The organism is Enterobacter sp. BWH52, assembly GCF_001037565.1.
In the GTDB taxonomy this organism is placed as follows: domain Bacteria; phylum Pseudomonadota; class Gammaproteobacteria; order Enterobacterales; family Enterobacteriaceae; genus Enterobacter; species Enterobacter hormaechei_C.
Genome location: NZ_KQ089854.1, coordinates 1,535,074 through 1,549,360 on the forward strand (window position 1 = coordinate 1,535,074; position 14,287 = coordinate 1,549,360).

The 14,287-nt window shown below is 55.6% G+C and carries 15 protein-coding genes and 1 tRNA gene; 6 read left to right on the forward strand and 10 right to left on the reverse strand.

Annotated features, from left to right (window positions below; all coding sequences use genetic code 11):
• Positions 1–7 precede the first annotated feature (7 nt).
• Positions 8–2,062, forward strand: coding sequence for a DNA helicase IV (gene helD / locus SK47_RS07135; RefSeq protein WP_048243729.1), 2,055 nt, complete (start codon positions 8–10; stop codon positions 2,060–2,062).
• A gap of 53 nt (positions 2,063–2,115) precedes the next feature.
• Here the strand turns inward: helD and mgsA are convergent, their stop codons facing one another.
• Positions 2,116–2,574, reverse strand: coding sequence for a methylglyoxal synthase (gene mgsA, locus SK47_RS07140; protein ID WP_003858146.1), 459 nt, complete (start codon positions 2,572–2,574; stop codon positions 2,116–2,118).
• 80 nt (positions 2,575–2,654) lie between these two features.
• Complete coding sequence (locus tag SK47_RS07145) at positions 2,655–3,317, reverse strand: curli synthesis inhibitor (protein ID WP_022650746.1); 663 nt, start codon at positions 3,315–3,317, stop codon at positions 2,655–2,657.
• A gap of 171 nt (positions 3,318–3,488) precedes the next feature.
• On the opposite strand from SK47_RS07145, the gene SK47_RS07150 reads away from it, so the two are divergent.
• Positions 3,489–3,902: a CoA-binding protein gene (locus SK47_RS07150; RefSeq protein WP_003858138.1), complete on the forward strand. Its 414-nt coding sequence runs from the start codon at positions 3,489–3,491 to the stop codon at positions 3,900–3,902.
• 32 nt (positions 3,903–3,934) lie between these two features.
• Here SK47_RS07150 and hspQ read toward each other — a convergent pair whose 3' ends face one another.
• The gene (hspQ, locus tag SK47_RS07155; protein WP_003858136.1) at positions 3,935–4,252 is read right to left on the reverse strand and encodes a heat shock protein HspQ; all 318 of its coding nucleotides are present in this window, start codon (positions 4,250–4,252) and stop codon (positions 3,935–3,937) included.
• A 60-nt stretch (positions 4,253–4,312) separates the two neighbouring features.
• The gene (gene rlmI, locus SK47_RS07160; protein WP_023315772.1) at positions 4,313–5,503 is read right to left on the reverse strand and encodes a 23S rRNA (cytosine(1962)-C(5))-methyltransferase RlmI; all 1,191 of its coding nucleotides are present in this window, start codon (positions 5,501–5,503) and stop codon (positions 4,313–4,315) included.
• Between the two features lie 93 nt (positions 5,504–5,596).
• Between rlmI and yccX the strand changes: the two genes are divergently transcribed.
• A complete protein-coding gene (gene yccX, locus SK47_RS07165; protein WP_017693676.1) occupies positions 5,597–5,878 on the forward strand; it encodes an acylphosphatase in 282 nt (93 codons plus the stop codon).
• Here the strand turns inward: yccX and tusE are convergent.
• Complete coding sequence (gene tusE / locus SK47_RS07170) at positions 5,875–6,204, reverse strand: sulfurtransferase TusE (protein WP_032610197.1); 330 nt, start codon at positions 6,202–6,204, stop codon at positions 5,875–5,877. The genes yccX and tusE overlap by 4 nt on opposite strands.
• 89 nt (positions 6,205–6,293) lie before the next feature.
• On the reverse strand, positions 6,294–6,953 hold the full coding sequence (yccA, locus tag SK47_RS07175) for an FtsH protease modulator YccA (protein WP_003858127.1): 660 nt from the start codon (positions 6,951–6,953) through the stop codon (positions 6,294–6,296).
• A gap of 270 nt (positions 6,954–7,223) precedes the next feature.
• Here yccA and SK47_RS07180 point away from each other — a divergent pair, with 270 nt between their 5' ends.
• Positions 7,224–8,852 carry an ABC transporter substrate-binding protein gene (locus SK47_RS07180; protein ID WP_048243731.1) on the forward strand — a complete coding sequence of 543 codons (1,629 nt, stop codon included), beginning with the start codon at positions 7,224–7,226 and terminating at the stop codon, positions 8,850–8,852.
• Positions 8,853–8,996: 144 nt separating this feature from the next.
• Positions 8,997–9,084: transfer RNA gene (locus tag SK47_RS07185), tRNA-Ser, on the forward strand.
• Positions 9,085–9,145: 61 nt separating this feature from the next.
• On the opposite strand, the gene SK47_RS07190 is transcribed toward SK47_RS07185, so the two are convergent.
• From SK47_RS07190 to SK47_RS07200, 3 genes are read right to left on the reverse strand one after another with little or no spacing between them, the layout of a single operon-like run.
• Positions 9,146–9,907: an ABC transporter ATP-binding protein gene (locus SK47_RS07190; protein WP_048243733.1), complete on the reverse strand. Its 762-nt coding sequence runs from the start codon at positions 9,905–9,907 to the stop codon at positions 9,146–9,148.
• Entirely contained in the window at positions 9,904–10,935 is a 1,032-nt protein-coding gene (locus tag SK47_RS07195) for a FecCD family ABC transporter permease (RefSeq protein ID WP_022650751.1), read from the reverse strand. The genes SK47_RS07190 and SK47_RS07195 overlap by 4 nt, the downstream gene beginning before the upstream one ends.
• Entirely contained in the window at positions 10,932–11,939 is a 1,008-nt protein-coding gene (locus tag SK47_RS07200) for an ABC transporter substrate-binding protein (RefSeq protein ID WP_022650752.1), read from the reverse strand. The genes SK47_RS07195 and SK47_RS07200 overlap by 4 nt, the downstream gene beginning before the upstream one ends.
• A gap of 173 nt (positions 11,940–12,112) precedes the next feature.
• Between SK47_RS07200 and SK47_RS07205 the strand changes: the two genes are divergently transcribed.
• Positions 12,113–13,726 (forward strand): mechanosensitive ion channel family protein, encoded by a 1,614-nt coding sequence (locus SK47_RS07205; protein WP_048241055.1) that lies wholly within the window; start codon positions 12,113–12,115, stop codon positions 13,724–13,726.
• Between the two features lie 40 nt (positions 13,727–13,766).
• Here SK47_RS07205 and SK47_RS07210 read toward each other — a convergent pair whose 3' ends face one another.
• Positions 13,767–14,285: a LuxR C-terminal-related transcriptional regulator gene (locus SK47_RS07210; RefSeq protein WP_048241054.1), complete on the reverse strand. Its 519-nt coding sequence runs from the start codon at positions 14,283–14,285 to the stop codon at positions 13,767–13,769.
• Positions 14,286–14,287: the final 2 nt, after the last annotated feature.

Sequence of the window (14,287 nt, forward strand, 5' to 3'; positions counted from 1 at the left end):
GCAGGATATGGAACTGAAAGCAACTTCAATGGGCAAACGCCTGGCGCAGCACCCTTACGACAAGGTTGTCCTTCTCAATGCGGGAGTGAAAGTCTCCGGGGAACGCCACGAATATCTTATTCCGTTTAATCAGCTACTGGCCATTCATTGTAAACGAGGGCTGGTATGGGGGGAGCTGGAGTTCGTCTTGCCGTCAGACAAAGTGGTGCGGCTTCACGGGACCGAGTGGGCGGAAACCCAACGCTTCCACTACCATCTGAATACGCGCTGGCAACAGTGGAGCCAGGAGATGAGCGTGATAGCCGCACAGGTGCTGCAACAGGTGCTGGACGATATCGCGCTAAGCAATACGCAGCAGAAGTGGCTGACGCGCCAGCAAACCGCCGGGCTTCAGCAAAAAATTGCCCAGGCGCTGACGGCATTGCCTTTACCGGTGGCGCGGCTTGAGGAATTTGATAACTGCCGCGACGCGTGGCGGAAGTGTCAGGCCTGGCTGAACGATATCGAGAAAAGCCGTCTGGCGCATAACCAGGCCTGGACTGAGGCGATGCTTACGCAATATGCCGATTTTTTCAGTACGGTGGAATCATCGCCCCTCAATCCTGCCCAGGCGCGCGCCGTGGTGAATGGCGAGCAGTCTCTTTTAGTGCTGGCAGGCGCCGGGAGCGGCAAAACGTCGGTGCTGGTGGCACGCGCGGGCTGGCTTCTGACAACGGGCGAGGCGGTTGCCGACCAGATTTTGCTGCTGGCCTTTGGTCGCAAGGCGGCGCAGGAGATGGATGAGCGCATTCAGGCGCGTTTGCATACCCAGGATATCTCGGCGCGCACGTTCCACTCCCTCGCTTTACACATCATTCAACAGGGCAGCAAAAAAGTCCCTGTTGTCAGCAAGCTGGAGAACGACGCTCAGGCTCGCCAGACGCTGTTTATCAAGGCATGGCGTCAGCAGTGCAGTGAAAAAAAGGCGCAGGCGAAAGGCTGGCGTCAGTGGCTTGAAGAGGAACTCAACTGGGAGGTGCCGGAGGGCAGCTTCTGGCAGGATGAAAAGCTGGCGCGCCGGCTGGCCTCTCGTCTCGACCGGTGGGTAAGCCTGATGCGCATGCACGGCGGCTCTCAGACGGAGATGATAGAAAGCGCACCGGAAGCGATCCGCGCCGTGTTTTCTAAGCGGGTTAAGCTGATGGCGCCGATGCTGAAAGCGTGGAAAACCGCGCTGAAAGACGAAAACGCGGTCGATTTTTCGGGGCTGATCCATCAGGCCATTATCATTCTGGAGAAAGGGCGCTTCGTCAGCCCGTGGAAACACATTCTGGTGGATGAGTTTCAGGACATCTCGCCGCAGCGCGCTGCGCTGCTTTCGGCGCTGCGGGCGCAGAATAAACACACGTCGCTGTTTGCCGTGGGCGATGACTGGCAGGCTATCTACCGTTTCAGCGGGGCGCAACTTTCTCTCACGACGGCCTTCCACCACTATTTTGGGGAAGGCGATCGCAGCGATCTGGACACCACCTACCGCTTCAACGCGCGGATTGGCGAAATAGCCAACCGTTTTATTCAGCAGAACCCGCACCAGATGTCGAAACCGCTTAACAGCCTGACGTCGGGTGATAAAAAGGCCGTCACGCTGCTGGCGGACGATCAGCTGGAACCGCTGCTGGATAAACTGAGCGGCTATGCGAAACCGGATGAACGAATTCTGGTGCTGGCGCGTTACCACCACCTCAAGCCGACGGCGCTGGAAAAAGCGGCGACGCGCTGGCCAAAACTACAGCTCGATTTCATGACCATTCATGCCAGTAAAGGGCAGCAGGCCGACTACGTGATTGTGGTGGGGCTAAAAGAGGGGAGCGACGGTTTCCCGGCGCCGGCGCGGGAATCCGTGATGGAAGAGGCGTTATTACCTGTTCCGGAAGATTTCCCGGATGCAGAGGAGCGGCGCTTACTGTACGTGGCGATAACCCGCGCGCGCCATCGCGTGTGCCTCTTGTTCAACAAAGAGGAGCCGTCGGTGTTTGTCGATATTTTGAAGAGTATTGACGTGCCGGTGGCGAGAAAGCCGTAACGCGCCGGGCAAATTCTGTAGGCCCGGTAAGCGCAGCGCCACCGGGCAAAAAACTACTTCAGTCTCTCCGCAAGATAACGCTGATAATCCGGGATCAAAATCTCCACCGGATCGTTAAACTGCGGCGATTCAATGATGAAATCTGCCGTTGAAAGATTGGTGGCTACCGGAATGTTCCACACCGTCGCCAGACGCAGCAGCGCTTTAACGTCCGGATCATGCGGAACCGCGTTCAGCGGATCCCAGAAGAAAATAAGAACGTCAATTTTACCTTCTGAAATCTGAGCGCCTACCTGCTGGTCACCCCCCATCGGGCCGCTCAGCATGGCATTCACTTCCAGACCGGTTTCGCGGTGGATCAGGTTGCCGGTTGTTCCCGTAGCAGAAAGGGCATGATGCTGTAAAAGAGGCTGATGGCGACGAACCCAGTTAAGCAGCATTTGTTTACAGTGATCGTGCGCAACCAGAGCAATGTGCTTGCGCGCCGGAAGTGTGCGTGTTGTCAGTTCCATAATCTTATCCGTGAGGTTACCTCGCTACACGATGACGGGAACTGACTGATGCTGCAAGAGAAAGGACAAAAAAATGTGGCTTACGACGAAGGTTGTTGTTTTGCCCATTGCAGAAAACGGGCGCGCGTGTCCGGATCGGCATTCTGGAACCAGAACTTGAGACGTTGCTCAGTAAGGGTCTGCGACTGAGGGGGGAGTACATCCAGCTCCGATACGCCCGAAAGCAGGGTACTGTCATCCGCCATCATGGTGGCGAACTGGGGCAGCGAGGCGCGCCTGCTGGCCCTGTTGTAGGTCTCGGTGTCCGCTTCATAGTCAGTTCCCTTTGGCCTTTTTGTCAGCGCCAGAATATCCAGCTTTACCGGGATGGGCATGGAATCCCCGTCCACCAGTTCAATGCGCGGCGAGGCATCAAATGCCAGTGACTCCTTTTCTGTCTCAAGGCGCGGGAGACGAAAATTGACCTGGCTGATACGCTGGGTATTAAAGCTGACCACCAGCGGAGGCGAAATGTACACCTGCTGTTCGTCGTCGGCGAGGCGAATGGTCTTTTCCACCCGAAAAACCAGCTGATGCGGGCCGTTATCCAGCTCGATGCTGTCTGCGCCCCGTAGCAGGGAGCTGGAGACTTTTTTCCCGTCCAGCACCAGCAGGTCAATGTCGGTTGTGAGTCTGAGAGTAGTTGCGAAAACACAAACCGGCATGATTAACGCAACCACAGCCCAGGCAATGCCGGTTTTCATAGCTGACTCCTGTAGACAAACTACCCGGTAAGAATGTATCAAAATTTTTCGATAAACACGTTTACTAACATATAGACATATTCTGCCGTTTTGCCCTCATACTTCTGTATGGGATGCGTGGTTGAGATGTTCGCTTTGACGTACACTTTGAAAAAAACCAGGAGGCACAGCATGAAAGAGAACGACATTGTCGAGATTCTGACGACCACGCGCACTATCGCGCTGGTCGGCGCGAGCGATAAACCGGATCGCCCAAGCTATCGGGTCATGAAATACCTTCTGGACCAGGGATATCACGTGATCCCGGTCTCCCCGAAGGTGGCGGGGAAAACGCTGCTGGGTCAGCAGGGCTATGCGACGCTCGCGGACGTGCCGGAAAAGGTGGATATGGTGGACGTTTTTCGTAATTCAGAAGCGGCCTGGGGCGTGGCGCAGGAAGCGATCGCCATTGGCGCGAAAACGCTGTGGATGCAACTGGGCGTGATTAATGAGCAGGCGGCCGTGCTGGCACGCGATGCCGGGCTGAAAGTGGTGATGGATCGCTGTCCGGCAATCGATATTCCCCGTCTGGGGCTGGCAAAATAAAAAAAGCCCGTTTGACGGGCTTTTTTACACCTTTAGTTACGCAGTCTTGGTGCCTGTAACTGTTTGCGGATGGTCTGAGCAAGCTCGTCCATAGTGGGTTGTTCCGGATGCTCATCCTGTAGTTCACCACTCAGCTGCGCTTCGGCAAGATAGGTATGGACAGGCTGACCATCGTCGCCCTCCATAACCACATGATACCAGGGCGCGGCGCGAAGCTCTGCGTCAACGGCCAGATCGTCTGCTGACGGTTCATCAAGGGAATACTCCGGGTCGATATCCACGACCACACCCAAATATCCAAGCAAGGTGTGGCGGACCTGCTGGCCGATACCGAATTTGCTGGCAATCATAGTCACCTCCCGGGAAACATTACATACACACTATGTGCGGGCAATATTTCTCTTTTCAAGTTACATGACGCGACAGGCAAACCCTTTCAGATACAGCCCTTCCGGGTAGGTAGCGATCACCGGGTGATCGGCGGCCTGACGGAACTGCTCTATAAATTGTACATCACGACCCGCATCTATTGCGGCATCGGCGATGATTTTTTGGAATAAATCTGTCGTCATCAGGCCAGAGCAGGAGAACGTCAGCAGTACGCCGCCCGGGTTCAGCAGCTGGATCGCCAGCATGTTAATGTCTTTATAGCCACGGCAAGCGCCCATCAGCTGGCTTTTATTTTCTACAAACTTAGGTGGGTCCATCACGATAACGTCAAATTTCTCGCCCTGGTCGCGGTATTTACGCAGCAGTTTGAACACGTCGTCGCGCACAAACTCCGCTTTGCTCAGATCCAGCTTGTTCAGCTCAACGTTCTGTTTCGCCACGTCCAGCGCTTCCTGTGAGGTGTCGACGCTCACAACCTGGGCACAGCCGCCCATCAGGGCAGAGACCGCAAAGCCGCCGGTATAAGAGAAGCAGTTCAGCACGCGCCTATCGGCAACGTACTGGCGCGTTGCCAGACGGCTGTCACGCTGGTCGAGGTAATAACCGGTCTTATGGCCGCCCTGGATATCCACCAGCAGCTTCATGCCATGCTCTTCAATAGGCAGCAGGGCAGGCGGCAGTTCGCCGGTGACCGGGCCTTGCGTCAGCTCCATGCCCTCTTTTTTACGTACCGCCACGTCGCTGCGGTCGTAAATGGCACATTCCGGGAACAGGGTTTGCAGGGCGCTAATCAGCGCGGCACGCTGGTATTCCGCCCCGGCGCTCAGCAGCTGCAACACCAGGAAATTGCCGAAGCGGTCAATGGTCACGCCCGGCAGCCCGTCGGACTCTCCGGCAATCAGACGATAGCTGTCCAGCCCGTCACGCTTTGCCAGCCACTCACGCCACTGCTGCGCCTGTTGCAGACGACGGACAAAGAAGTCGATATCGATGGCTTCTTCTTTATCGAACGTCCAGACGCGCGCGCGGATCTGAGATGCAGGCGAGTATGCGCCGCGTGCTAACCATTTCCCCTGATGGTCAACAATATCGATGGTTTCACCGAGGCTGGCTTTACCTTCCATGCGGGCAACCGCGCCGGAAAAGACCCAGGGATGACGGCGCAGTAATGACTTCTCGCGCCCTTTGGCTAACACTAAACGTACACTCATAATTTGCTATTCTGTCGATTCCAATGAAATGGCCGCCATTTTCCCGACTTCAGTGAGGAAATGCAACGCGCCAGTCGGATAAGGAGAAGGATGATGTCAAATGTTTGCACCATTGCCTGGGTCCATGGCCTTGTACAGGGCGTCGGATTCCGCTACAGCACCCAGCGCGAAGCCCTTCAGCTCGGGCTGACGGGGTATGCGCGTAACATGGATGATGGCAGCGTGGAGGTTGTGGCCTGCGGTGAGGCGGATCGGGTTGAGAAGCTGGTGGCGTGGCTGAAAGCGGGCGGGCCGCGCAGCGCGCGGGTTGATAAGGTGCTAACGGAACCGCATCAACCCGACCGGGAATACGCTGACTTCAGTATTCGCTATTAAATGCATTTTACCGGCTTTGGCAGGCCGGCGATTTTTGTCGCCTGTTTAGCCGGGCCTTTCGGAAACAGGCGATACAGATAACGGCTGTTGCCTTTCTCTTCGCCAAATTTATTCGCCATGGCTTTGACCAGCATGCGGATAGCTGGCGACGTGTTGAATTCAAGGTAAAATTCTCGCACGAAGCGCACCACTTCCCAGTGTTCCGGGGAGAGGGTAATTCCTTCGTTATCCGCAATTTTCTCCGCCAGCGCTTCGCTCCACTGGCTGCTCTCTTTCAGATAACCGTCGTTATCGGTTTCGATCTCTTTGCCTTCAAAACTCAACATATTCATTCACGCTTTAGTCAAAAACCGCCTCAGTCTACCAAAAAAAACAAAGCCCCGCATAAGCGGGGCCCTGTTCACAGCACGGTGAGTTAATCGCGGCTGGCGAAGCCCAGGATGCTCAGCAGGCTGACAAAAATGTTGTACAGCGACACATACAGGCTCACGGTGGCGCGGATATAGTTCGTCTCACCGCCGTGAATGATGTTGCTGGTTTCATACAGGATTGCGCCGGATGAAATCAGGATAAACACCGCGCTGATTGCCAGATGCAGCGCAGGCAATTGCAGGAAGATGTTCGCCAGCATACCGACCAGTACAATCACGATACCCGCCATCAGCATACCGCCAAGGAAGGACATGTCCTTACGGGTGGTCAGCACGTAGGCCGAGCAGCAGAAGAACACCAGCGCGGTACCGCCCAGCGCCATACCAATCACGTCGCCCATTCCGGCAGACAGATAGGCATTCAGGATTGGCCCCAGAATGTAGCCCAGGAAGCCGGTAAAGGCGAACGCGGAGAGAATCCCCACCGGTTTATCCGCGGTTTTGTAGGTCAGGAACATCAGACCGTACATACCCACCAGCGTCAGGATCAGGCCTGGAGAAGGCAGCATCAGTACGGTGCTGGCCGTTGCGGTGATCGCCGAAAACGCCAGCGTCAGGCTGAGCATGAAATAGGTATTGCGCAGCACCTTATGGGTGCTGAGTAGCGATGTGCGGTCGCGTGAAGAAGTAATTATACGATCCATGAGTCACTCTCTTATGACAGATGTAATTAGCGCAAAGAATAGGAAACGGCGCGGCAGACGCAAAGTGGTTTTACCCATCTTTACTCAGCCCCTTAGGGATTATGCTGGTTTTTTATTCTGGCAAAGCCTTTATACTCAGAATGAAGTGCGGTTTGTAGGGCGTATTCAGATCAACCTCTTATAGGTCACTGAAAAATATTGCGTTATTTCCCTAAGGCCGCTAAGAGTTATTTCCGGATCGTCATAAAAACAGACAATAAGGCGAAGGAAATGAAACCACAAACACGCACGCACTTTACACTCTCTTTGTTAACCGCAGGGATCCTGTGCGCCAGCACGGCAACCTGGGCGGCTAAGGTGCCGGCAGGAACCCAGCTGGCAGATAAGCAGGAACTGGTCAGGAACAACGGCAGTGAACCCGCCTCGCTCGACCCGCATAAAGTCGAAAGCGATGTCGAATTCAATATTATCAGCGATTTATTCGACGGGCTGGTCAGCGTCTCTCCGGCAGGTGAAATCCAGCCGCGCCTGGCGGAGAAATGGGAAAATAAAGACAACACCGTCTGGACGTTCCATCTGCGCCCGGGCATTACCTGGAGCGATGGAACCCCCATCACCGCGGAAGATATTGTCTGGAGCTGGCAGCGGCTGGTCGACCCGAAAACCGCCTCTCCGTATGCCAGCTATCCCGGTAGTATGCGTATCGTCAACGGCACTGATATCGCAGAAGGCAAAAAAGCGCCCGAGTCGCTGGGGGTGAAAGCCATCAATGACACCACGCTGGAAGTGACGCTCACGCAACCTAACGCCGCTTTCCTGGCGATGCTGGCTCACCCGTCTCTGGTGCCAATAGATAAAGTCCTGGTAGGCCGTTTCGGTGATAAGTGGACCAAACCGGAGCACTTCGTCAGCAGCGGGGCCTATAAACTGTCACAGTGGGTGGTTAACGAACGCATTGTGGCGGTGCTTAACCCGAAATATTGGGATAACGAACATACCGTCATTAACAAGGTGACCTATCTGCCCATTTCCTCTGAAGCTGCTGACGTTAACCGCTACAAAGCGGGCGAAATCGACATTGTCTACACGGTGCCGATCAACCAGTTTGCTCAGCTGAAGAAAACGCTGGGGAGCGAGCTGGATGTATCGCCGCAGCTTGCCACCTATTATTACGAATTCAACACCACCCGGCCGCCGTTCAACGACGCCCGCGTGCGCAAGGCGCTGAACCTGGCGCTGGATAAAGACATTATCGCCGATAAAGTATTAGGGCAGGGTCAGCGCCCGGCATGGCTCATCAGCCAGCCGGATATTGGCGGCGTCAAGCTCCAGAACCCGGATTACGCCAGCTGGCCGATAGATAAACGCATTGCCGAGGCGAAAAAGCTGCTGGCCGAAGCCGGATTTAACGACAGCCATCCGCTCAGCTTTAATCTCCTCTATAACACCTCGGAATCGCACCAGCGTATTGCCATTGCCGCCAGCTCAATGTGGAAGAAGAACCTCGGCGTGGAGGCGAAGCTGCAAAATCAGGAGTGGAAAACCATGCTTGATACCATGCACACCCATAACTTTGACGCGGTACGCTACGCCTGGATTGCCGATTACGACGATGCGGCAACCTTCCTGAACAACTTCCGTACCGGGGACAGCCAAAACACCACTCAGTACAGCAATCCGGACTACGATCGGGCACTGGTGAACGCGGCGAAATCGAAAACGGCGGAGGAGCGCGGTAAATTCTACCAGCAGGCAGAAGATCTGCTGGGACGGGATGTACCGGCGATCCCTGTTTATCATTACGTGCGCACGCACCTGGTGAAACCGTGGGTAGGGGGCTTCACGCCAGACAAGCTCGGGTACTACTACACCAAAGATATGTACATCAAAAAGCACTAACGATCCGCGGTGGATATTATGCTGTCAAAACGGCCAATCTGTCGTCTATTCAACCGATTAAACGCATTTTGGCTATTTTTAAAGCGAACGAATGCGCGCACTCTTTACAGCGCGCGGTGAGGTGTTTATAGTTCGCCTCACTTAGGAAGCGTGGCCGAGCGGTTGAAGGCACCGGTCTTGAAAACCGGCGACCCGAAAGGGTTCTAGAGTTCGAATCTCTACGCTTCCGCCAAATTCGAAACCCCTGCGATAGCAATATCGCAGGGGTTTTTTGCTTTTGCGCCAGTCTTCCGTCATGCCACCATGTTGTAGCTTATCGTGATCCCGGCGTCGGCTTTGCAGACCTGAGCTTTTACGCACCAGGTGTCCTCAATGTTTGCCGGCGTCACAACCGCTTCGGGCGCGCCCGTGGCGGCGATCTGCCCGGCCTTCAGGAGGATCAGACGCTGGCAATAATTGGCCGCAAGATTGAGATCGTGCAGTGCAACCACCACCGTAAGCGGCAGCTGTGAAACGAGCCGCATCAGCTCCAGCTGGTGCTGAATGTCCAGGTGGTTTGTCGGTTCATCGAGCAACAGCACCTGCGGCTGCTGGGCCAGCGCGCGGGCTATCTGGCTTCGCTGGCGCTCTCCGCCAGACAAAGAGTGCCATCGCCGCTGGCGTAAGCGGCATAACTGCATCAGGCCAATCGCCTGCTCAACCGCAGCCTCATCGTCGCGCGAGGTTCTCTGGAATGTTTTCCGGTAGGGCGTACGCCCCAGTCTGACAATGTCCTCAACGGTCAGTTCTCCGTCGACCTCAGCATGTTGCGGGACAAACGCCATGTGCTGCGCGCGTTTTTTCAGCGGCATCATGCCGAACGTTGTGCCATTAAGCGCCACGCGTTCGCCGAGTCGTGGAAACAGCCCGGCGAGACAGCGCAGCAGCGTCGACTTGCCCGAGCCGTTTGGCCCTAACAGGCCGATAATCTGCCCGGATGGCAGGTCGAGATCGATATCCTTAAGCACCGTCTGCGCTTGTCGGGTTACGGTTAACCCGGCCACAGTAATATTCATGGATGCTCCTTTCGGTTTTGATAAAGCAACGCCACAAAGACGGGGGCGCCCACCAGCGCAGTCACTACCCCGATGGGCAGAACCTGGTGCACAATCAGCGTGCGTGAGACGATATCGGCGAGGATCATAAAGTGGGCGCCGATAAGAAACGTCAGCGGGATCGAGCGACGATGGCCCGGCCCGCATAGCATGCGCGTCACATGGGGAATGACCAGCCCGACAAACCCCACTGCGCCGGTGGCGCTCACCAGCGTTGCGGTAACAATGGCACAGGTCAGCAATAAGACAATACGCACGGCGGTAACCGGGATCCCCAGCGTGGTGGAGACCTCATCCCCGAAGGTGAAGGTGTCCAGCGCCCGTGAAAAGAGCAATACCACCAGTAAACCCGCCAGCGTAACGGCCAGCGCCAGCAGCGCGTCAGGCCAGCGCACGCCGCTCAGACTTCCCAGCAGCCAGAACATGACGCTACGGGACTGCTCGGCATTGGCGGACGTGCTGACGACGTACGCGGTCATGGCGTTGAAGAGCTGGGTGCCCGCAATGCCAGCCAGCAAAATGCGCGACGGGCTTTCACTCATCCCGTTTGTTATCACCATGATGAGCGCAAAGGCGGCGCATGAGCCGACAAACGCACCGCTGCTCACGCCAATCACGCTTCCCCCCATGCCGAGAAGCATCACGCAGACGGCCCCCAGCGAGGCGCCCGCGGAAATCCCCAGCAGATAAGGCTCAGCCAGAGGGTTACGCAGGATCGACTGTAACACCAGCCCGCACATCGCCAGGCCGCCGCCGTTGCACGCGGCCATTACTGCCCGGCTCATGCGATATTGCCAGACGATACCTTCCTCCGTTTGCGGCAACGCATAAGAGGTCAAACCCAGTCCGTTGAGGATCGCTTTCCCGGTACTGGCATACGACACCGGCATATCCCCGATACTGGCGGCAAAGACCAGCATCAGCGGCAGCGCCATGGCACCTGCTGCCAGTAAACCCTGCTGGCGGCGGTCAAAAGCGAAATGACTCATTGTTCATCCTGGAAAGAAGCCAGCCGATCGCTGATAAGCTCAACCGCATCGACGTTACGCAATGAAGGGTTTAACGACATCGCTGGCACCACGATGATGTGGTTGTTCCTGACCGCAGGCATGTTCTTTGTCACCGGGTCACTGCGCAAGAACGCTTTTTTTACCTCAACCTCATCGGCAGGATAGAGCCTGCGGGACATCCCGGCGATAACAATCACGTCCGGCTGCGATCGGGCAATATGTTCCCACGTTACAGCGGGCCATTCGTCGTGAGAGTCAATAATGTTCTTCAACCCCAGCGTGCGGCTGATCCAGCCAGGCGCGCCGTAATTCCCCGCCACCCAGGGATCGCCATTCAGACGGCTGCTGGAGAACCAGAATACGACGCTAAGTTGTTTCGCGGAGGCGCGCGCCTGGGCCTTTTTAATACGCTCCGCCAGCGCACGATTGAGCTGCTCACCTCGCGCGGAAACATCAAAAATCGTCGCCAGATCTGTCACTTCCCGCGTAATTTCCGCCAGTGAAAACGGCGCGCTACGTGCTCCGTCTGCGTTTGAGGTTTCCGTTACCGTTTTATCCGTGCAGTCGGCAGGGGAGATCCACGTATTAATCCCCAGCGACGCAAACTGTTCACGGGTTCCCACTTCTCCCTGCGGACCAATGTGCCAGTGATACTGCGCGAGAACGAGTTCAGGTTTCTGCCCTACCACGGCCTCAAAGGAGGGGGAATTATCCGCAAGCCGGGGGAGGTTTTTCCCGGCATCCTCCAGCGTGGGTGGCAGCGTGCCGAACCAGACTGACGTCGCGGCGATGGTTTTCTCCAGCCCCAGTGCGAGCAGTAATTCTGTTTCATGCTGACCCACGGTCACGACGCGCTGAGGAGCCTGCGTAAAGGTCTGCTTTACGCCGCAATTTTCAATCGTGAGAGGCCAGGTGGTTGCGGCGAAAGCGGCAGGTGCCATGGAGAGCAGTGAAGCCAGAAATAACCCTTTTTTAAGTAACATAGAACGCTATCCGAAATTGTTATGTTATAACATAATACATATATTGCGATTGAGAGCAACACGCTCACCGTCGCTTGTTGCAGAAACGAAAGGCTGGACTATTCTCAACATACCCACCTGGCATTCGCGGGTTGCCTGAAAAATAACAAGATTTCTGACCTGGGGGAGTGAGGATGAAAAAGATCCTGCTCGCGTTTGCGTTCTGTTTTGCCGCCCTGAGCGCCTTCTCATCGTATGCCGCAGAGCCCCGCCAGGCGCCTACGGAGCAGGAGCGCGCCCGAACGGTCTATATCTTCCATCAGCCCATCGTCATGCTACAGGCGAAATTTGGCCTGACCACGCCGGAAGAGCGCGTTTTACGCATCCGCAACACCCTGCGCAATTTTACCGAGGCGGATGTGCGTGAGCCGCTCAGCATCGTCCCCGTGACCCGCTATAACCAGCAGGGACGGCTGATAGTGATGAACGGGAAACCTGTGATGCTGCTGACCGAAGGGGATTTAGACGAAGGGGACGATCTTACCCTCGATCAGGCCGCACAGCGCGTGCTGGCGCGCATGGAAGCACAGAGAATGGCGCTGCGCGATCAATACGATTCCGGCTGGCTGGCGCTGTCGACGGTAAAAGCTGCCGCTGGCCTGCTGGCGCTGTTGCTGCTCTGCTACGGCGCGTGGCGATCCTGGCGCTGGTTCCGGCGCGTCTACCGTCGGCGTATTGTGGAGAATCGCAGCCGGGTGCCGCAAAGCTGGCGGCGGTACATTGGCGCCATTGAGATTCGGCTTTACGCCTTGCTGATGTTCCTGCTGGGGTTGATCGGCTTTTACGTCTGGCTGAGCTGGGCATTCAGTCTGTTTCCGTGGACGCGGGTGTGGGGCACGTCGCTGGGAGACTGGACGCTTCGCGTGGTGCAGCAAATCGCCCTGGCGATTGTCTCGGCCTTGCCGGGGCTGACGATTGTTCTGATCATTTTCCTCATTACCGCTTTTATTCTGAAGCTTCTTAAGATGGTGCTGAATCAGGTGGAGGCTGGTCGTCTGCAACTTCCCGGCGTACATCCGGAAACCGTGGGGGCTACCCGTAAGCTCATTTCCGTTGCCGTCTGGCTATTTGCTCTCTCCGCCGCCTGGCCGTTTCTTCCCGGTGCAAACTCGCTGGCGTTTAAAGGTATTAGCGTCTTCTTTGGACTGATGTTAACGCTGGGTTCGGCAGGGGTGATGAACCATGCCATGAGCGGTCTGGTCCTGATTTACTCCCGCGCACTGCGTAAAGGCGATGTCATTCGGGTAGCGGATAACGAAGGCAAGGTCAGTGAAATTGGCATGCTGGCGACCAAAATTATTACCCGGGAAAATTATGTCGTTACCGTGCCCAACGCGGTGGTGGTGAGCGGTAAGATCACCAATCTGAGCGCGCTACAGCCCGATGGCAGCCTCAATCTGACGGTCAGCGTCACTATCGGTTATGACACCCCATGGCGTCAGGTGCATGCCATGCTGGAGCTGGCCGCGAAACGGGCAAAAGGGTTTGACCTTTCCGAGCCGCCGCTGGTGCGCCAGTTAGGGTTAATGGACTGGTATATCGCTTACGAATTGCAGGTCCGCCTGCTGCCCGATCAGTCCCTCGCGGTTGCCCGCAATGAACTGCATAGCCAGATACAGGATGTGTTTAACGAATTTAACGTGCAGATCATGTCCCCGAATTTTGTTATGCAGCCAGAGGGCAGCGTGATGGTTGCCAAAGAGAACTGGTATACCGCGCCAGCCAAACCCCCTCAGGGCGAAACGTGACGGCCCGGTTTTTCCGTGGCAAGGCAAAATGTCACAGCTTTTAATCGACGATCGCCGATTTTACACGGGTCATCGCCAGAATGTTTTTTGAGCGCATATTTAATTTCTCGATGATCCTCACGCGGTAGGCGCTGGTCGTTTTTTGTGACAGTTGCAGCTTTTTCGCGATCTCATGGTTTTCCAAATGAAACAGCTTCAGCACGTCATACTCGCGTCGCGTAAAGGAGTGTGTCCTGAGCGCCCGGTAAAAACGCATCAGTTGCTGAAAAGGGTGAGCAGTAAAATGCATCGACGAATAGATAATATTATCTATTCTCACCGCGCGGTTGGCTTCTATCTCATGCATCAGGACAATGTAATCACGCTTAACTTTTTTGACCTGCCGAATGGTTTTATTGCGTAACTTATCCTGTTCAATCGCAATGATAAAATCCATCGCCTGATCGACCCCATCAAGATCGTGAATATCCGCGTCATCGCGAATCAAATGGGTTGATGTCAGGGAGCTTGATACACCATGGCAAAGGTAATAGTTATCACTGATAAATAAAAAATTCATAA